The sequence below is a fragment of the Pseudomonas sp. W4I3 genome (assembly GCF_030816195.1).
GTDB lineage: Bacteria > Pseudomonadota > Gammaproteobacteria > Pseudomonadales > Pseudomonadaceae > Aquipseudomonas.
Genome location: NZ_JAUSXS010000001.1, coordinates 3,709,146 through 3,726,959, shown reverse-complemented (window position 1 = coordinate 3,726,959; position 17,814 = coordinate 3,709,146). Strand labels below are relative to the sequence as shown.

Sequence of the window (17,814 nt, the reverse complement as noted above, 5' to 3'; positions counted from 1 at the left end):
TGGAGTGGCCGACGGGGCGGACCCGAATAATCGACCAAAGGTGCGGTGCTTGTCGAGATTTAGCGCTTGCTCAGCCAGTAATCATGCAGCGCCCGCGCCGCCGGTTCGATTTCGCTGACCCGTTGCTGATGGGCCGGCACATCCAGGTCTGCCGGCAATTCGAAGTTATCCTGCTCGGCGCACCAGGAGATTTTCTCGAACTGAGTGGCCAGTTCCGCGGGCAACGGCGGCCAGTTGCCGATGGCGGCGCCACGGATGTAGCCGAAACACCATTCTTCCGCGAGGGTTACGGCTTGGCCCTGGTGTTCTTTCTCATCGAAGCGCGGCGTGAAACTCATGGCGTCACCGGCCAGTTGCGCCGCCAGGGTGTTCAGGTGGCGCACGCACAGGTCCAGGAACGCCCCGGCCTCCTCAGCGCTTTCCCAGGCCGGGTTCTGCCCGCCCCAGATGGCCGGGAACCACTCGGCGATGTCCACCTGCGTCGGGCTGGACACCAGCGCGGTGAAGTAGCCGTCGAGTTCGGCGACGTTGAGCACCGAATGGTCGTCGCCGTACTGGAGCAGGGTTTCTTCGATCAGTTCGAACTCGGCGATGGTGAGGGGCTGGGCGTGCATGGCAGATCCTTTAAACGTCGAACGCCGCGAGTCAGGCGGCTTAAAGGGCGAAGGATGGCGTGTGTGCCGGCTTTTATCCAGCGTCTTTTCCATCCCGGCCGTGAGTCCCGCTTTTGGCCGATGCGCCGTCGCTGACCCTTGTTATAGTTCGGGCCTCATCACTCGCCAGTCAGGGATCACTGCCATGTCCGAATACCAAGCTTTCGTCGTCGAACTCAGCGGCAACGTTGCCCATGTGCAGATCAATCGTCCGGAAAAGATCAACGCGATGAACGCGGCGTTCTGGAGCGAAATCATCGACATCTTCCAGTGGGTCGACGACACCGATGCCGTGCGCGCGGTGGTGCTCAGCGGTGCCGGCAAGCACTTTTCCTCCGGCATCGACTTGATGCTGCTGGCCTCGGTGGCCACTGAGCTAGGCAAGGACGTGGGCCGCAATGCGCGCCTGCTGCGGCGCAAGATCCTCGAACTGCAAGCCTCGTTCAATGCGGTCGACAACTGCCGCAAGCCGGTTCTGGCGGCGATCCAGGGCTATTGCATCGGCGGCGCGATTGACCTGATCAGCGCCTGTGACATGCGCTACGCCGCCGAGGACGCGCAGTTCTCGATCAAGGAAATCGACATTGGCATGGCTGCTGACGTCGGCACCCTGCAGCGCCTGCCGCGCATCGTCGGCGATGGGATGTTGCGTGAACTGGCCTATACAGGGCGTCAGTTCGGTGCTGAAGAAGCGCGCAGCATCGGCCTGGTCAATCGGGTGTTTGCCGACCAGGCCAGCCTGTTGGCCGGCGTCATGGCCATTGCCCATGAAATCGCCGCCAAGTCGCCGATTGCCGTGACCGGCACCAAGGCCATGATCAGTTATATGCGCGACCACACCATCAATGATGGCCTGGAATACGTTGCCACCTGGAACTCGGCTATGTTGCAATCCAACGACTTGCGCGTGGCCATCGCGGCCCATATGAGCAAACAGGCTCCCGAATTCGTGGATTGATCGATATGACCTCAGGCTGGATTACCACAACGCTGCTGGACAACGACGCCACCGGCGGTTGGGCGGTTGCCCGCAGCCGCGATGGCTTTTTGCATGATGACAACGGGCCGCTGTTCCCTCGGGAATGGCTCAAGCGCCAGGACCTTTCAGTGTTTGCCGAACACGGCATCGGGCACCTCGATGGCGAGCCGGTGTACCTGCTCGAAGTCGACGGTGCAGGCGAAGTGCCGGGTTGTAGTTGGCAAGGCCTGCGCGGCTTTATGCTGCAAGGCGATCATACCCTGTACAAAGTGCTGGGCTACGCCGCACAAATTGGCACCTGGGCGTGCGAGCACCGGTTCTGCGGCAGTTGCGGCCAGGCCATGGTGCAGGTGCCACGGGAGCGGGCGATGTACTGCCAGGCGTGCGACCTGCGCAGCTATCCTCGGATTTCGCCGAGCATGATCGTGCTGGTGACCCGTGGCGATGAGATTCTGCTGGCACGTTCGCCACGGTTTGTCAGCGGGGTCTACAGCACCCTGGCCGGCTTTGCCGAGCCGGGTGAGTCGGCCGAAGACTGCCTGATCCGCGAAGTGCGCGAGGAAGTGCAGGTAGAGGTGAAGAACCTGCAGTACATGGGCAGCCAGTGCTGGCCGTTCCCCCATTCGATGATGCTGGGCTTTCATGCCGAATATGCTGGTGGCGATATCGTGCCCCAGGCCGACGAGATCGAAGACGCGCAGTGGTTCAGCATCCACGACCTGCCGCCGTTGCCGGCATCCCGCTCGATTGCGCGGTACCTGATCGACCTCTATGTGGCCCGTCGCCTAGGCCACGCTGAACCAGTGCTGCCAGGCTAAACGCACCGTCAAACCGAGTACCACGGTGATGAACACTGGCCGAATGAACTTGGCGCCGCCGCTGATTGCGCTGCGTGCGCCGAAGAATGCGCCCCCCATCACCGAGATCCCCATCGCCAGGCCGACCACCCAGTCCACTGAGCCGTTGATGATAAACACCGTCAGCGCCGCCGCGTTGCTGACAAAATTCATGCTGCGCGCCACGCCGCTTGCCTTCACCAGATCGATCGGGTGCAGCAGCATGGTGCTCACGGTCCAGAACGCGCCGGTGCCAGGCCCGGCCACGCCGTCGTAGAAACCCAGGCCGAAGCCCTGGGTGGCCTGCCATTTCTTCTTGATCGGCGCCTCGGCGTCCAGCGGCGTCTTGGGCGTGCCGCCGAACAATAGATAAATTCCGCAGGCGAACACGATCACGGGCAGCATCTTGTTCAAAGTCTCGGCGGGCAAATAATGCGCAACCACGGCACCGGTCAGCGCGCCGATCAGCGTACCGACGATGGCATGCACCCACTGGCGCGGGTGGAACAGCTTGCGCCGGTAGAAGGTGAAGCTGGCGGTGGCTGAGCCAAAGGTGGAGCTGAGTTTGTTGGTGCCCAGCACCAGGTGGGGCGGCATGCCGGCGGTCAACAGGGCAGGGGTGGTGAGCAGGCCACCGCCGCCGGCGATGGCGTCGATGAAACCGGCGATAAACGCCACGACGGCGAGAATGGCGAGGGTGGTCAGGTCAACGCTGAGTTCGAAGGGCATGGGCAGGGCTTATTGTTGGGTGGGCACACAAGCTCGCCATCTTACCTGTCCAATGTACGCAAAACCAAATGAGTGAGCACAGCCCAATGTGGGAGGGGGCTTGCTTCCGATAGCGGTGGGTCAGTCAGCTCAAGTGTTGCTGACCCACCGTCATCGGGAGCAAGCCCCCTCCCACAGGTTTAACCGTGTTTGTCTGGCTATTTGTGGGTGCCCATCCACCGCAGTGCCGATGCAGACCTGCCGGATGTACGCAGATCCAACTGTGGGAGGGGGCTTGCTCCCGATGGCGGTGGGTCAGTCAGCTTAAGGGTTACTGACACACCGCTATCGGGGGCAAGCCCCCCTCCCACAGGTTTAACCGTGTTTGTCTGGCTATTTGTGGGTGCCCATCCACTCCAGCGCCGTGCGCCAGATGCAGATCCCCAGAAAGTACGCCGACATCAGCGACCACAGCCCGAAGGTCCATGGGTTGGTGTTCGGGTAATCCACCACCATCAGGAAGCTGCACAGCAACCAGATCGTGGTCACCGCGATGTTGATCGGCATGAACCGCTTGACCCGGAACGGGTGCAGAAACTTCATCGGCGTCACGGTCAGGAGCGCCAGGCCGATCACGGTCAGCAAGGTGATCCACGCGTCAGGCTGGATGATGTATACGCACAAAGCCACCACGTTCCACGCCGCCGGGAAGCCGACGAAATAGTTGTCCTTGCTCTTCATGTTGACGTTGCAGAAGCAGAACAGCGACGACACCAGGATCACCGACACCGCAAACAGGTGGGTAAATTCCGGCAGGTCGATGTAGCGGTAGATAAACAGTGCGGGAATGAACACGTAGGTGAGGTAATCGATCACCAGGTCCAGTACCGAGCCGTCAAAGCTGGGCAACACCGTGCTGACGTTGACCCGTCGCGCCAGGGAGCCGTCGACGCCGTCCACCACCAGTGCCAGGCCCAGCCACAGCAGGCAGGCCTTGGGTGAGTTCTCCAGCAGCGCCAGGGTGGCCAGGAATGCCAGTACCACACCGGTGGCGGTAAAGCCGTGGGCGCCCCAGGCTTTGATTCTGGCTACATGCAGGGTCGATATCACGGGCGGTTCTCCAAAGGGTCAAACGGGGCAGCCGACAACGTAACGCCGTCGAGTCTGGCCGGGGAATGCAGGTATCGACCGGGAAGGCGGGGATAAGGTTCACCGCCCGGCGTATGGCTTAGCGTAGCAAGCGTAGGACGTTTCGGCATCAGCCCTGGCGAAACACCAGGGCCTTCAAGCCACTTTGCGCGTCGATATCAGGGAATTCCGGCGGGTTTTCCAGGCGTTCGACGAAGCGCAGGCCCGGTGCTTCGCGGGTGACGCCGTCGATCAGGAAGTCTTCGCCAAAGGCCGGATCGTTCATGCACGCCAGTACGGTGCCCTGGGACGTGAGCAAATCCGGCAGGCGGCGCAGGACGCGCTGGTAATCCTTGGTCAGCAGGAAACTGCCTTTCTGGAAGGAGGGCGGGTCGATGATCACCAGGTCATAGGGGCCGCTGTTGGTGACTTTGGCCCAGGACTTGAACAGGTCGTGGCCCAGAAAGGTCACCCTGCTCAAGTCATGACCGTTCAAGCGATGATTGTCACGCCCACGGCTCAGGGCGCCACGCGCCATGTCCAGGTTCACCACATGGTCGGCACCGCCTTCGATAGCGGCGACCGAAAAGCCACAGGTGTAGGCAAACAGGTTCAGCACACGCTGGCCCCTGGCTTGCTCGCGCACCCAGTTGCGGCCGTAGCGCATGTCGAGGAACAGGCCGCTGTTCTGCTTTTTACCCAGGTCGATCAGGTAACGCAGGCCGCCTTCGGTGATAGTCAGATCGTCGATGGCGTCGCCCAGCAGCCACTCGGTGGTGCTTTGCGGCAGGTAGCGGTGTTGCAGCGCGACGGTATGGGCGCCGAAGCCGGCCCAGTCGATCTGCAATAGCTGCTGCTTCAAGGCCTCAAGATGCTCGGTTTCCTTGAATAGCGCCACCAGCACCACGCCTTGCAGCCAGTCCACCGTCAACTGCTCCAGGCCCGGCCAGCAGCGGCCGCGGCCGTGAAACAGGCGCCGGGTTTCAGCGGGAGCGCTGGCCAGGGCGGTGAGCAGATGGGCGTGCAGGGTGGCGAGTGCGTCTGGGGTCATCGTTGAGCGTCAGTCGTTGAGCGGGCGGCATTTTAAACACAATTGTGCGTCAGAGCGTGGCGATCAGCGCGGGGCCAAAAGACTCTCGCATGAATACCGGCGCAATGTAGCGCTCGTAATGCGCCTCGGACAGCAGGAAAAACTCCCGGTCAATCGCATCGCGCAAGTCCGCAAGGTTGCGGTCGCGAAACTCCGGCAGCAACGCCAGCCCGTAGGCGTCCAGCTTGGACATCACCCGAGCCCCCCGGGCAATCAGCTGGTAGGCCCAGCAATACGGCGATTGGTGCGGCATGAAGCGAATCTTGCGGTCTTCCAGTTGATGGCGCAGACGCTGCGCGTCGAACACTTCCAGCTTGCTGGCCATCACCTGCACCAGCAACTGCTCCAGGCGCAGCCACACCGCCTGTTTTTCTTCAGCGTTGTAGCCGTTCCACTGGATCACTTCGTGGTGATAGCGCTTGCAGCCCCGGCAGACCAGGTCACCGTAGACGGTGGAACACAGGCCTACACAGGGCGTCTTGATGGTTTGGTTGGGCATAGAGGGCAATTTGCAAGTTGATGGAACACCGCGTTTCCAATGTGGGAGGGGGCTTGCCCCCTCCCACATTTTGGATCTGTGCTGTTGAATCAATCCCAGCTCAGCGCGCCACCGGTCTGGTACTCGATCACCCGAGTCTCAAAGAAATTCTTCTCTTTCTTCAAGTCCATGATCTCGCTCATCCAAGGGAACGGGTTAGTCGTACCTGGATACTCTTCCTTCAAGCCAATCTGCGACAGACGACGGTTAGCGATGAACTTGAGGTAGTCCTCCATCATCGCCGCGTTCATGCCCAACACGCCGCGTGGCATGGTGTCGCGAGCGTATTCGATTTCCAACTGGGTCCCTTGCAGGATCATCTGGGTCGCTTCTTCCTTCATCTCGGCATCCCACAAATGCGGGTTTTCGATCTTGATCTGGTTGATCACGTCGATACCGAAGTTCAGGTGCATCGACTCGTCGCGCAGGATGTACTGGAACTGCTCGGCCACGCCGGTCATTTTGTTGCGGCGGCCCATGGACAGGATCTGGGTGAAGCCGCAATAGAAGAAGATGCCTTCCAGGACGCAGTAGTAGGCGACCAGGTTGCGCAGCAGTTCCTTGTCGGTGTCGACGGTGCCGGTTTCGAACTTCGGATCGGAGATCGAACGGGTGTATTTCAGACCCCAGGCGGCTTTCTTCGCGACCGATGGAATCTCGTGGTACATGTTGAAGATTTCGCCTTCATCCATGGCCAGCGATTCGATGCAGTACTGGTAGGCGTGGGTGTGGATCGCTTCTTCGAAGGCCTGGCGCAGGATGTACTGGCGGCACTCCGGGTTGGTGATCAGGCGGTACACGGCCAGCACCAGGTTGTTGGCCACCAGCGAGTCGGCGGTGGAGAAGAAGCCGAGGTTGCGCATGACGATGCGGCGTTCGTCGTCGGTCAGGCCTTCGGGGTTTTTCCACAGGGCGATGTCGGCGGTCATGTTGACCTCTTGCGGCATCCAGTGGTTGGCGCAACCGTCGAGGTATTTCTGCCAGGCCCAGTCGTACTTGAAAGGCACGAGTTGGTTGAGGTCGGCGCGGCAGTTGATCATGCGCTTTTCGTCAACGGCGACGCGGGCGGAGGCGCCTTCGAGCTCGGCGAGGCCTTCGGCGACGTCGAGTTTGTCCAGGGCGGCCTTGGCGCGCACGATGGCGGCGGAGTCGTTGGCGGTGACGGCGCGGGCTTCAACGGCGGCGGCGGCGCCGGCACCGTCGAGGCGGTCCATGTTGGCTTCGCTGGCGTGGCCGGCGTTGGCGCCTTTGACGACTGGCGCAGTGCTGTCTTCGCTGTCGACTTCATCCCAACTCAGCATTGAAATACTCCCTTCTGGTCTGTTCTGACGGCGTGTGCAACCGTCCAAAAAAATATGCGGTTTGCAGGCTTCAAGGCATTGAAATACCGCTCATAGTGTGGTCGGTAAATACCGATACTGCACACTATGTAGTGGTGGGATCTGTTTGTGGGCACACTATATGGTGTGTGATGCCGATGGTCAACGCACAAGTCGGAGCCTGTACGTTGACCGACAGGAGGGACTGCTCAGATGACGTGGGCGCGTTGCAGCTCGGTCAAGCACAGCGCCTTGAGTTGAGCCAGCAACGGATCGCGTCGGTCCCTCGGGTGTGCCAGCTCCACCGCCAGCGCCTGGCGGATACTGCTGGGCCGGTTGTCCATCACCAGCACCCGGTCACTGAGGTACAGCGCCTCGTCCACATCATGGGTCACCAGCAGCAGGGCGATGGCATGGTGGTCGGCCAGTTGCAGCAGCAAGTCCTGCAGCTTCATGCGCGTGAACGCATCCACGGCGCTGAACGGTTCATCCAGCAGCAGCACCTGCGGGCGTGAATACAGGCCCCGGGCAATGGCGACCCGTTGCGCCATGCCGCCGGACAACGCCTTGGGCAGCGCCTGGGCAAAACCCTTGAGGCCGACTTCTTCGATCAATTGCGTGACCCAGGCCTTGTCGTAGTGATTGTCCGCGCTGAACCCGATGTTTTGCTCCACCGTGAGCCACGGCATCAACCGCGGTTCCTGGAACACGAAGGCGACTTCGCCGTCGGGGCTGCGCAGTTCGCCCTGGTAGTCGGTGTCCAATCCGGCGACGATGCGCAACAAGGTGCTTTTGCCGCACCCGCTGGGCCCCAGCAGGCTCACGGCTTCGCGCGGCTGCAAGGCCAGGCGCACCTCATTGAGCACGGTGCTGCCGGCGAAGCTTTTACGCGCCACGTGAATGTCCAACAGGGGTTGCGCGCTCATTGTCCTGCCCCCTGGAACGTGTCGCGCCAGGCCAGGCAGCGCTTTTCCAGCGCTGCGAGCAGGCCGTCGCTGACCTTGCCGAGCAGCGCCAGCACGATGATCGCCGCCAGCACGATATCCGGCCGCGAAGTCTCTCGCCCATCGCTGAGCAGGTAACCCAAGCCTTTGGTGGCCGCGATCAACTCGGCCGCCACCAGAAACATCCAGGCCAGGCTCAGGCCGCTGCGCAACCCGGTAAACAGGCCGGGCAGGGCCGCCGGCAACAGGATGCGCCGCACCAGGCGCCGCCGACTGAAGCCATACATTTGCCCGACCTCCACCAGCTTGCGGTCGATGTCGCGGATGGCCGCGACGCCGTTGAGGTAGACCGGGAAGAACGCGCCAATTGCGATCAGCACGATCTTCGAGGTCTCGTCGATGCCCAACCACAACAGCAACAACGGCACCCAGGCCAGGCTCGGGATCGAGCGCAGCCCGGCGAAGGTCGGTTCCAGATAGGCCTCAGCCTCGCGGCTCAAGCCCACCCAGGCGGCAAACACCAGCGCCAGGCTGGCGCCAATGGCAAAGCCCAGCAGCACCCGCACCAGGCTGGCGCTGATGTGTTTCCACAGCGCGCCCTCGGCCAGGTCCGCCAGGGTCACAGCGATCTCGCTGGGCGCCGGCATCTGATACGACGGCAGCCAGCCCACGCGCACAACCGCCTCCAGCACCAGCAGAATCAGTACCGGCACCACCAGGCCCTTGAGCCGGCGCGGCCAGGCACTGCGCTTGATCACCGGTGGCGCGGCAAGGGGCAAGGCTTGGGTTTTGCTGGTCATCAGGCGCTCCTTACTGGCCGAACGAGGTGTCGAGCAACTGGTCGATCACCTGGTCCACGTCCACGCCCTTGCGCACCAGCTCTTCGGACACCAGGATCGGCGCGGCGGCCTTGGATGACAGCACATCCTTGCTGTTCAAAAACGGTGTGCTCAAGTCGGTACGCGACAACTGCAGCCTGGCCACTTCCAACGGCAGGCCGGATTCGTCGGCGAGCAGTTTGGCGAACTCATCCGGGTGCTTGACTGCCCAATCGCGGGCCTTTTCATAGGCGCCCAGTACCGTGGTGATGGTCTGTGGGTGCGCCTTGGCGAACTGCTCGGTGACGCTGATCACGCCGTAGCTGTTGAAGTCCTTGTTGCGGTACAGCAGGCGCGAGCCGGCCTGGATTTCGCTGGCGGCCATATGCGGGTCGAGGCCGGCCCAGGCGTCGACGTCACCTTTTTCCAGCGCGGTGCGGCCATCCGGATGTTGCAGGTGCACCAGTTCCACGTCGTCCTTTTTCAGCCCGGCCTGTTGCAGGCTGCGCAGGGTGAACAGGTACGGGTCGGTGCCTTTGGTGGCGGCGATTTTCTTGCCTTTGAGGTCCGTGACGCTCTTGAAGGGCGAATCCTTGCGTACCACCAAGGCCGTCCATTCGGCGCGGCTGTACACATACACCGATTTGATCGGACTGCCATTGGCCCGGCTCAGCACGGCGGACAGGCTGGCGGAAGAGGCGAAATCCACGCCGCCGCTGTTGAGGTATTCCAGCGAACGGTTGCTGCCCTGGCTCAATACCCAGCCCACTTTGGAATGCGGCAAGGCTTGTTCGAGCCAACCGAAGTGCTTGAGCACCAGGCTGACCGGCGAGTAGTACGCGTAGTCGAGATTGACCTGCGCAGGATCGGTTTCGGCGGCCTGGGCCAGCGGTTGCAGGCACAGGGCGAGGGCGCATGCGCCGAGTAAGCGTTTGGCGAAGGGTTTCATGGAACAGCTCCAGGCACGTGAGGCGTTTAGAGAGACTTTTCTTATATTCAGAAAATTATTCGGCATGCTCCTTCATGCTTTTAAGGAATATGCAGTCTCTGTGCCATCTGTGTTGCCACGTATTTATGGGCGGGTACTGGCTGGAAGCTGTGGTGCAACGGTGCAATGTGTTGAAGTACTGTTGCTAGAGCAACAGTTTTCATATTCCTGTATGGAATAAATAAAGAGTTATATATTCCTTTTGTTGTTCTTCCGGATGGCGCACTTTGAGTGCCTGCGCATTCGTGCGGATTGACTCAACAGCCAAAAGGAAAGCCGACATGACCATCAAAGCGATCAACGTGCGCAATCAGTTCAAGGGCGTGATCAAGGAAATCCTGCTGGGGGAAGTGGTCTCGGAAATCGATGTGCAGACCGCGTCCGGCATCGTCACTTCGGTGATCACCACCCGCTCGGTGCGTGACCTGGAGTTGAAAGTGGGCAGTGAAGTGATCGCCTTTGTGAAGTCCACCGAAGTGTCTATCGCCAAGCTTTAACTGCGCGCACAAAGCAGGCGCCGGCCAGCCGGCACCCGCAGATGCCACAGGTCACCGCTGGCGCAGGGCTCGCTCCATGCGCTGCAGGCCTTCTTCGAGCATCGCCCGTGGACAGCCGAAGTTCAGGCGCACGAACTGTTGGCTGTCATCACCAAACTCAATGCCGGCGCTCAAGCCGACCTTGGCCTGTTCCAGGAAGAACTGTTGTGGGTCATCCAGGCCCAGGGCGCTGCAGTCCAGCCAGGCCAGGAAAGTACCCTGTGGCGCATGCATCACCACGCCGGGCAGGCGGGTCTGCACGGCATCGAGCAGGTAGTCACGGTTGGCTTGCAGGTACTGCACCAGCGCGTCGAGCCATTCGCCGCATTGACTGTAGGCGGCGCGGGTAGCTTCCAGGCCCAACGGGCTGACGCTGTCGACCATGCCGCAACGGGCCTGGTTGAAGCGCTCGCGCATCTCGGCATTCTGCACCACGGCGAAACAGGTCTTCAGGCCAGCCACGTTGTAGGCCTTGCTCGCCGACATCAGGGTGATGGTGCGCTGGGCAATCGCATCGCTAAGGCTGGCGGTGGGGATATGACGACGGCCGTCAAAGCACAGCTCGGCGTGGATTTCATCGGAGATGATCAGTGCGCCGCTTTCCAGGCAGGCGTTGGCCACGGCCAGCAGTTCCGCGCGAGGGAAGACCTTGCCGATAGGATTGTGGGGGTTGCTCAACAGCAGCGCACCGGCGCCGGTCAGCGCCTGGCGCAGCGCCGGCAGGGGCGTGCGGTACTCACCCTCGATCAACTCGAACGGCAGTTCAATGCGCGGCAGGTTCCAGTGAGCGGGTGCCAGGCGAATCGGCCGGTAGTTGGGGGTTTGCAATACCACCGGCTGGCCCGGTTGCACAAAGGCGTGCAGGGCCATGTTGAAGCCCGGTTCGACACCGGGCAGGAACAGCAACTCTTCAGGCTGTACGCGCCAGGCGTACTTGGCCCACAGGTCGGCGATGATGGCTTCGCGCACGTCCGGGCCGGCCACGCTGTAGCCCAGAATCTGTTGATCGAGGCGTTCACGCAAGGCCTGCAGCACCGCAGGCGGTGCGGCGATGTCCATGTCGGCGATCCACATCGGCAAAACGTCTTGCGGGTAGCGGCTCCACTTGGTGCTGCCGGTGCCGAGGCGTGGGTGGATCGTGTCGAAATCAAAGCTCATGAAGGGGCTCGTATCAGGGCGGCGGATGAAGAGTGGCGTTGATTCTAGCGCCATAAAATTTATAGGCCAGCGCTGATTGCCTCCGGCAACCGTTCCATGACCGACAAGTTCTGTAATAAAAACGCCACCTCGCTGGGGATCGAATCCGCGAAGGGCTATTTTGGTGCATCCCCATAAATAGAGTAGCCACGGATGAAATACCAACCCTTCAGCCGCACCCTGATTGCCACTGCCTTGGTGTTGACGGTCAGTGGCGTACACGCCGCTTCCCAGGCCCCGGTGGCCGGTGAAAACGGCATGGTGGTCACCGCCCAGCATCTGGCGACACAGGTCGGCGTGGACGTGCTCAAGGCCGGCGGCAATGCGGTGGATGCGGCAGTGGCCGTGGGTTATGCGCTGGCCGTGGTGTACCCGGCGGCGGGCAACCTGGGGGGCGGTGGGTTCATGACCGTGCAACTGGCGGACGGGCGCAAGACCTTCCTCGACTTCCGCGAAAAAGCCCCGTTGGCGGCCACGGCCGATATGTACCTGGACAAGGACGGCAATGTCGTCGAAGGCCTGAGCGCCAAGGGCCATCTGGCGGTCGGGGTGCCCGGCACGGTCTCCGGCATGGAGTTGGCCCTGAGCAAGTACGGCACCCTCAAGCGTGCCCAAGTGATTGCGCCGGCAATCAAGCTGGCCGAACACGGCTTTGCCCTGGAGCAGGGCGATATCGACCTGCTGCACACCGCCACCGGTGAGTTTGAAAAAGACCAGGACCTGCGCGGGATTTTCCTGCACAACGGCCAACCGATGCAGGTCGGCCAGACGCTGGTGCAGAAAGACCTGGCCAAGACCCTCAAGGAGATTTCCGCCAAGGGCAGCGACGGTTTCTATAAAGGCTGGGTCGCCAAGGCATTGGTGGATTCCAGTCAGGCCGGCAAGGGCCTGATCACCCAGGCTGACCTGGACAAATACAAGACCCGCGAATTGGCGCCCATCGAGTGCGATTACCGCGGCTACCATGTGGTCTCGGCGCCGCCGCCAAGCTCCGGTGGCGTGGTGATCTGCCAGATCATGAACATCCTCGAAGGCTACCCGATGGCGGACCTGGGCTATCACTCGGCCCAGGGCCTGCACTACCAGATCGAAGCGATGCGTCACGCCTATGTGGACCGCAACAGCTACCTCGGCGACCCGGATTTCGTGAAGAACCCGATCGCGCATCTGCTGGATAAAAACTACGCGGCAAAGCTGCGCGACGCCATCGAGCCACACAAGGCCGGGGATTCCCAGGCGATCAAGCCGGGCGTGTCGCCCCATGAAGGCAATAACACCACGCACTATTCCATCGTCGACACCTGGGGCAACGCCGTTTCGGTCACCTACACCCTCAATGACTGGTTTGGTGCGGGCGTGATGGCGAGCAAGACCGGGGTCATCCTCAACGATGAAATGGACGACTTCACCGTCAAGGTCGGCGTGCCGAACATGTATGGCCTGGTCCAGGGTGAAGCCAATGCCATCGCACCGGGCAAGGCGCCGCTGTCATCGATGAGCCCGACCATCGTCACCAAGGATGGCAAGGCGGTGATGGTGGTGGGTACGCCGGGCGGCAGTCGCATCATCACCGCAACCTTGCTGACCATCCTCAATGTCATCGACTACAAGATGAATATCCAGGAGGCTGTGGACGCGCCGCGTTTCCATCAGCAATGGATGCCTGACACCACGAACCTTGAGACCTTCGCGGTCAGCCCCGACACCCAGAAGATCCTCGAAAGCTGGGGCCACAAGTTTGCAGGTCCCCAGGACGCCAACCACCTGGCCGCCATCCTGGTAGGCGCCCCGGCGCTGGGTGGCAAGCCGGTGGGCAACAACCGCTTCTATGGTGCGAATGATCCGCGACGCAACACTGGGCTGTCGTTGGGCTACTAAGGCCTGATTCACGGCAATTGTGGAAGGGTGCTTGCCCTGATACCTGTAGGAGCGAGCTTGCTCGCGAAAAACATCCAGACAATGCGTTCATTCTGGATGCACGCGGGGGGCTGGGTTCTTCGCGCGCAAGCTCGCTCCTACAGGCATCTGGCCTTGCTCCCTTCCACACAAGGCCTGTGTCTGGATGGAACATCCACGCGCCTTTCAAGCTCTACCCCAAGAGCCCCGAAAGGACCCTGCCCAATGAAAGCGCTGAAAATCGCCACCTTCAATGTCAACGGCCTGCGTGCCCGCCTGCCCAACCTGTTGCAATGGCTGGCGCGGGAGCAGCCGGATATCGTCTGCCTGCAAGAACTCAAGGCGCCGGAAAGCCTGTTTCCCTATGCTGATTTTGAAGCGGCCGGCTACGGCGCGATCTGCCTGGGCCAAGCCTCGTGGAACGGTGTGGCGATTCTCGCCAAGGATGCGCAACCGCTGGAAAGCCGGCGCGGCCTGCCCGGTGACGACAGCGACGAGCAAAGCCGCTACATCGAAGCGGCCGTGCATGGCGTGTTGGTCGGCTGCCTGTACCTGCCCAATGGCAACCCGCAACCGGGGCCGAAATTCGACTACAAACTGGCCTGGTTCGAACGCCTGATCGACTACGCCCAGGCGTGGCAAGCCAGTGATCATCCGGTGTTGCTGGCCGGGGATTTCAATGTGGTGCCCACCGACCTGGATATCTATAACCCGCGCTCCTGGCTCAAGGATGCGTTGCTGCGGCCCGAGAGTCGCGCCTGCTATCAACGCTTGCTCGAACAGGGCTGGACCGATTCATTGCGTCATCTGTACCCCGAAGAGCGGGTGTACACGTTCTGGGACTATTTTCGCCAGCATTGGCAGAAGAATTCCGGCCTGCGCATCGACCACCTGTTGCTCAACCCCGCGCTCAAGCCCTATCTCAAGGACGCGGGTGTCGACGCCTGGGTGCGCAACGAGGCGCATGCCAGCGACCACGCGCCGACCTGGATACAGCTCGGTACGCGCAAGAAGCGTTAACCGGCTGGCGCAGGCGCGAGCAGGCGCTCGACGGCGGCAAACGCGGCATCACGGCGCGCCTGCCAGTCGCCCCGGATTACCACCACAGGCTGACGATGCGCGTGCATCCAATCCAGGCTGGCCTGAAAGAACGCCCGGCGGTCCGTCAGTTGCGGTTGGCAGCGCTGGCCGTCGGCGCTCCATTCCACGTCTTCCGGCGACAGCAGCAGGTGCAGGTCGTAGTGGCGCGCCAGCAGCTCGCGGTCGAGCCAGCCGGGGCAGTCGCCAAACAGGGTCTGGCTCCAGAGCTGGTTGGTCAGCAGGTGGGTGTCGAGGATCAGCACTTCAGGCTGCGCGGCGCGGGCGGCGTCTTCCCAGGCCAACTGGCCCTGGGCGATCGCCGGGATGTCCGCCAGGCAGGTGTCGCGCTGATGATGGTCGATGAAATAGCGCACGTATTCACCCACCATCAATCCGCCAAAATGCGCGTGAAGTTCGGCCGCCAGCCAGCTCTTACCGCTGGATTCAGGGCCCGCCAGTACCACCACCTTCATGCGCGTAACGCCGGGTCGGCGCGCCATTCACGCCAGCCTTGCACGGCAATTACGGTAAACAGGGCATAGAGCGCGGCGGTGAGGTAGAGGCCTTTGTAGAGAAACAGCCCGACGAAAATCACATCCACCAAGATCCACAGCGGCCAGCACTGCAGGCGTTTTTGCGCCATCCACAACTGCGCCACCAGGCTGAAGCCGGTGAGGGCCGCGTCAAGCCAGGGCTGGGCGGCGTCGGTCCAGTGGGCCATGGCAGCGCCGAGCAACAGGCTGAACACTGCGCCGACGGCCAGGCTGGTCATGATCGCCGGCCAGCCCAGGCTGCTGACCTGCCTGCCCTGCTTGACCGCGCCGGCACGGGTCCATTGCCACCAGCCGTAGAGTTGCAGCACGGCGTAGACCACCTGCAGCAGCATGTCGGAATAGAGTTTCACGTCGAAGAACACCCAGGTGTAGAGCAGCACCATTACCAGGCCGATGGGCCAGCACCAGGGGTTTTGCTTGACCGTCAGCCAGACAGCGATCACCCCCAAGGCGGCGGCGAACAATTCAAGCCCGGACATGGCGGTTCCTTGGGAGAGTGGAAGAGGGCGGTGATTGTACCTACAGGCCATCCATCCTCAAACAGCAGTGTTCCCGAAGGCTGGGTGTCAGTCGCTATTGGTGGTGATTGACCCATTGCTATCGGGGGCAAGCCCCCTCCCACAGGGGATCTTCATTGTTCACGAAATGGCTGCTTGCTGACGAAACCGAATCAACATGTGGGAGGGGGCTTGCCCCCGATGGCGGTGGTTCAGTCACCTGCAATTTTCACTGACCCACCGCTATCGCAAGTCCATCCCAACGTCAGACCTTGAATTGGCGCAGCAGCCCATCAAGCTGCTCACTCAAGCCCCGTAGCTGCGCGCTTGCCACGCTGGACTGCTCGGCCGCCAGCGCGGTGCTCTGGGACAAACCCGCCGCCTGGGTGACGTTCTGGTTGATGTCTTCCACCACATGGGCCTGTTGCAGGGTGGCGCTGGCAATCGAGGCGTTCAGGCCGTTGAGGTTGTGCAACGCCTGGCCGATGGCACTGAGGCTGGCGCCCGCCAGGCCGGCTTGTTCGATGGTCAGTTGCGAAGCGCTGTGGCTGTCGCTGATCACCTTGACCGCGGCTTCCGAATGGCCTTGCAGCCGTTCGATCATCGACTGGATTTCAGCGGTGGATTTCTGCGTGCGCTGGGCCAGCAGGCGTACTTCGTCGGCCACCACGGCAAACCCACGACCCTGCTCGCCGGCGCGGGCGGCCTCGATGGCGGCGTTGAGGGCGAGCAGGTTGGTCTGATCTGCAATGGAACGAATCACTTCCAGTACGCCGCCGATCTGTGTGCTTTCACTGGAGAGGGTGCGGATAACGTCCACGGCCTGGCTGATGGTGCTGGAAAGCTGGTCGATCCGTTGCAGACTGCCGTCGATGTTGACCTGGCCTTGTTGCGCCTGAGCCTGGGCATCGCGCATTTCGCTGGCGGCGTGTTCGGCGTTCTTGGCCACGTCCTGCACGCCATAGGTGACTTCATTGACGGCGGTGGCCACCAGTTCCATCTGTTGTGACTGTTGCTGGCTGCGGTCGTGGGCCTGGCTGGCGTTGTGGCCCAACTCGGTCGACGACTCGCCGAGGGCGTTGGCGCACACCTGCAATTGGCCGACCACCTGGCGCAGCTTGGCGGTGAAGGTGTTGAAGTGCTGGGACAACTGGGTGACCTCGTCACGCCCGTGAGTGTCGAGGCTGCGGGTCAGGTCGCTTTCGCCGCTGGCGATGTTGCCCATGGCGTTCACCGCCGCCTGCAACGGTTGCACGATGCTGCGCGCGATCAGCAGCACCAGCAGGGTCATGATCAGGGCGATGGCCAGGCCGATCGCCGAGGCTTTCCACACCTGGCCGGTGAACTCAGCCTGCACGTCGTCCACGTAGACGCCCGAGCCGATGATCCAGCCCCAGGGTTCGAACAGTTGGATGTACGAGGTTTTTTCCACTGGCGCATCGGCGCCCGGCTTTGGCCAGCGGTAATTGACGATGCCGGCGCCCTTGGCCTTGGCCAGGATCACGAACTCATTGAACACGGCAAACCCGTCCGGGTCGCGGATCGCCGAAAGGTTCTTGCCGTCCAGCTTGGGGTTGGCCGCGTGCATGATCATCACGGGGGTGAGGTCGTTGATCCAGAAGTAATCGTCGTGGTCGTAACGCAGGCCGCGCACCGCGCTCAAGGCTTGCTGCTGCGCCGCTTCGCGGGTGAGCGCGCCGGTTTTCTCCAGGTTCTGGTAGTAGCTCAACACACCGCTGGCGGTTTGTACCACGTGCTGGGTCTGTTGGCGTTTGGCCTGGTAGAGGTCGCCATGGATCTGTTTGAGCATCAACGCGCCCAAGGTCAGCAGCATCAGCACGGCGACTACCAGGATCAGCCAGAGGCGTCGGCTGATCGACATATTGCGCAAACTGTTCATCGTCCTGTCACTCCGTGCCTTTTATAATTGTGGGTGTCGCATCGACTTTTACGGCTTGTCTGATAGGCTTTCGGCCCGTAATCGAAAAACCTGAGTACTGCCTGATTTTTCACGGAATTTTTGCAGTCCGGCATTGAGAATCAACGCCGGGCG

General features: G+C 61.7%; 18 protein-coding genes. 5 read left to right on the top strand and 13 right to left on the bottom strand.

All coding sequences use genetic code 11. The annotated features are described in order from the left end of the window. Positions 1–59 precede the first annotated feature (59 nt). Positions 60–614, bottom strand: a complete 555-nt coding sequence (locus tag QF045_RS17000) for a UPF0149 family protein (protein ID WP_306493239.1) — start codon at positions 612–614, stop codon at positions 60–62. A gap of 184 nt (positions 615–798) precedes the next feature. Here QF045_RS17000 and QF045_RS16995 point away from each other — a divergent pair, with 184 nt between their 5' ends. Further along, the gene (locus tag QF045_RS16995) at positions 799–1,611 is read left to right on the top strand and encodes a crotonase/enoyl-CoA hydratase family protein (protein WP_306493238.1); all 813 of its coding nucleotides are present in this window, start codon (positions 799–801) and stop codon (positions 1,609–1,611) included. Positions 1,612–1,616: 5 nt separating this feature from the next. After that, complete coding sequence (gene nudC / locus QF045_RS16990; RefSeq protein ID WP_306493237.1) at positions 1,617–2,450, top strand: NAD(+) diphosphatase; 834 nt, start codon at positions 1,617–1,619, stop codon at positions 2,448–2,450. On the opposite strand, the gene QF045_RS16985 is transcribed toward nudC, so the two are convergent. The 8 genes from QF045_RS16985 to QF045_RS16950 form a co-directional block, all read right to left on the bottom strand. Then, on the bottom strand, positions 2,418–3,197 hold the full coding sequence (locus QF045_RS16985) for a TSUP family transporter (RefSeq protein ID WP_306493236.1): 780 nt from the start codon (positions 3,195–3,197) through the stop codon (positions 2,418–2,420). The genes nudC and QF045_RS16985 overlap by 33 nt on opposite strands. A 372-nt stretch (positions 3,198–3,569) precedes the next feature. Further along, positions 3,570–4,286, bottom strand: coding sequence for a phosphatidylcholine synthase (pcsA, locus tag QF045_RS16980; protein WP_124386890.1), 717 nt, complete (start codon positions 4,284–4,286; stop codon positions 3,570–3,572). Between the two features lie 148 nt (positions 4,287–4,434). Next, positions 4,435–5,355: a class I SAM-dependent methyltransferase gene (locus QF045_RS16975; protein WP_306493235.1), complete on the bottom strand. Its 921-nt coding sequence runs from the start codon at positions 5,353–5,355 to the stop codon at positions 4,435–4,437. 49 nt (positions 5,356–5,404) lie between these two features. After that, entirely contained in the window at positions 5,405–5,893 is a 489-nt protein-coding gene (locus tag QF045_RS16970) for a DUF1289 domain-containing protein (RefSeq protein ID WP_306493234.1), read from the bottom strand. A gap of 89 nt (positions 5,894–5,982) precedes the next feature. Further along, positions 5,983–7,233, bottom strand: coding sequence for a ribonucleotide-diphosphate reductase subunit beta (locus QF045_RS16965; protein ID WP_306493233.1), 1,251 nt, complete (start codon positions 7,231–7,233; stop codon positions 5,983–5,985). 227 nt (positions 7,234–7,460) lie between these two features. Next, complete coding sequence (locus QF045_RS16960; protein ID WP_306493232.1) at positions 7,461–8,177, bottom strand: ABC transporter ATP-binding protein; 717 nt, start codon at positions 8,175–8,177, stop codon at positions 7,461–7,463. Beyond that, complete coding sequence (locus QF045_RS16955) at positions 8,174–8,995, bottom strand: ABC transporter permease (protein ID WP_306493231.1); 822 nt, start codon at positions 8,993–8,995, stop codon at positions 8,174–8,176. The genes QF045_RS16960 and QF045_RS16955 overlap by 4 nt, the downstream gene beginning before the upstream one ends. A 10-nt stretch (positions 8,996–9,005) precedes the next feature. Further along, a complete protein-coding gene (locus tag QF045_RS16950; RefSeq protein ID WP_306493230.1) occupies positions 9,006–9,962 on the bottom strand; it encodes an aliphatic sulfonate ABC transporter substrate-binding protein in 957 nt (318 codons plus the stop codon). Between the two features lie 320 nt (positions 9,963–10,282). On the opposite strand from QF045_RS16950, the gene QF045_RS16945 reads away from it, so the two are divergent. After that, a complete protein-coding gene (locus QF045_RS16945) occupies positions 10,283–10,498 on the top strand; it encodes a molybdopterin-binding protein (RefSeq protein ID WP_003173733.1) in 216 nt (71 codons plus the stop codon). Between the two features lie 51 nt (positions 10,499–10,549). Here the strand turns inward: QF045_RS16945 and QF045_RS16940 are convergent, their stop codons facing one another. Further along, positions 10,550–11,695 carry a MalY/PatB family protein gene (locus QF045_RS16940; protein WP_306493229.1) on the bottom strand — a complete coding sequence of 382 codons (1,146 nt, stop codon included), beginning with the start codon at positions 11,693–11,695 and terminating at the stop codon, positions 10,550–10,552. A gap of 192 nt (positions 11,696–11,887) precedes the next feature. On the opposite strand from QF045_RS16940, the gene ggt reads away from it, so the two are divergent. Both ggt and QF045_RS16930 read left to right on the top strand, forming a co-directional pair. Then, positions 11,888–13,612, top strand: a complete 1,725-nt coding sequence (ggt, locus tag QF045_RS16935) for a gamma-glutamyltransferase (RefSeq protein ID WP_306493228.1) — start codon at positions 11,888–11,890, stop codon at positions 13,610–13,612. A 243-nt stretch (positions 13,613–13,855) separates the two neighbouring features. Next, positions 13,856–14,650, top strand: a complete 795-nt coding sequence (locus QF045_RS16930; protein ID WP_306493227.1) for an exodeoxyribonuclease III — start codon at positions 13,856–13,858, stop codon at positions 14,648–14,650. On the opposite strand, the gene QF045_RS16925 is transcribed toward QF045_RS16930, so the two are convergent. The 3 genes from QF045_RS16925 to QF045_RS16915 form a co-directional block, all read right to left on the bottom strand. Next, complete coding sequence (locus QF045_RS16925) at positions 14,647–15,183, bottom strand: AAA family ATPase (protein ID WP_306494913.1); 537 nt, start codon at positions 15,181–15,183, stop codon at positions 14,647–14,649. The genes QF045_RS16930 and QF045_RS16925 overlap by 4 nt on opposite strands. After that, entirely contained in the window at positions 15,180–15,743 is a 564-nt protein-coding gene (gene pnuC / locus QF045_RS16920) for a nicotinamide riboside transporter PnuC (RefSeq protein WP_306493226.1), read from the bottom strand. The genes QF045_RS16925 and pnuC overlap by 4 nt, the downstream gene beginning before the upstream one ends. Before the next feature lie 283 nt (positions 15,744–16,026). Beyond that, the gene (locus QF045_RS16915) at positions 16,027–17,661 is read right to left on the bottom strand and encodes a methyl-accepting chemotaxis protein (RefSeq protein ID WP_306493225.1); all 1,635 of its coding nucleotides are present in this window, start codon (positions 17,659–17,661) and stop codon (positions 16,027–16,029) included. Positions 17,662–17,814 lie beyond the last annotated feature (153 nt).

Coding starts and splice junctions, on each gene's coding strand:
- QF045_RS17000 (WP_306493239.1), bottom strand. CDS start 614: ATGCACGCCCAGCCCCTCACCATCGCCGAGTTCGAACTGATCGAAGAA.
- QF045_RS16995 (WP_306493238.1), top strand. CDS start 799: ATGTCCGAATACCAAGCTTTCGTCGTCGAACTCAGCGGCAACGTTGCC.
- nudC (WP_306493237.1), top strand. CDS start 1,617: ATGACCTCAGGCTGGATTACCACAACGCTGCTGGACAACGACGCCACC.
- QF045_RS16985 (WP_306493236.1), bottom strand. CDS start 3,197: ATGCCCTTCGAACTCAGCGTTGACCTGACCACCCTCGCCATTCTCGCC.
- QF045_RS16975 (WP_306493235.1), bottom strand. CDS start 5,355: ATGACCCCAGACGCACTCGCCACCCTGCACGCCCATCTGCTCACCGCC.
- QF045_RS16970 (WP_306493234.1), bottom strand. CDS start 5,893: ATGCCCAACCAAACCATCAAGACGCCCTGTGTAGGCCTGTGTTCCACC.
- QF045_RS16965 (WP_306493233.1), bottom strand. CDS start 7,233: ATGCTGAGTTGGGATGAAGTCGACAGCGAAGACAGCACTGCGCCAGTC.
- QF045_RS16960 (WP_306493232.1), bottom strand. CDS start 8,177: ATGAGCGCGCAACCCCTGTTGGACATTCACGTGGCGCGTAAAAGCTTC.
- QF045_RS16955 (WP_306493231.1), bottom strand. CDS start 8,995: ATGACCAGCAAAACCCAAGCCTTGCCCCTTGCCGCGCCACCGGTGATC.
- QF045_RS16950 (WP_306493230.1), bottom strand. CDS start 9,962: ATGAAACCCTTCGCCAAACGCTTACTCGGCGCATGCGCCCTCGCCCTG.
- QF045_RS16945 (WP_003173733.1), top strand. CDS start 10,283: ATGACCATCAAAGCGATCAACGTGCGCAATCAGTTCAAGGGCGTGATC.
- QF045_RS16940 (WP_306493229.1), bottom strand. CDS start 11,695: ATGAGCTTTGATTTCGACACGATCCACCCACGCCTCGGCACCGGCAGC.
- ggt (WP_306493228.1), top strand. CDS start 11,888: ATGAAATACCAACCCTTCAGCCGCACCCTGATTGCCACTGCCTTGGTG.
- QF045_RS16930 (WP_306493227.1), top strand. CDS start 13,856: ATGAAAGCGCTGAAAATCGCCACCTTCAATGTCAACGGCCTGCGTGCC.
- QF045_RS16925 (WP_306494913.1), bottom strand. CDS start 15,183: ATGAAGGTGGTGGTACTGGCGGGCCCTGAATCCAGCGGTAAGAGCTGG.
- pnuC (WP_306493226.1), bottom strand. CDS start 15,743: ATGTCCGGGCTTGAATTGTTCGCCGCCGCCTTGGGGGTGATCGCTGTC.
- QF045_RS16915 (WP_306493225.1), bottom strand. CDS start 17,661: ATGAACAGTTTGCGCAATATGTCGATCAGCCGACGCCTCTGGCTGATC.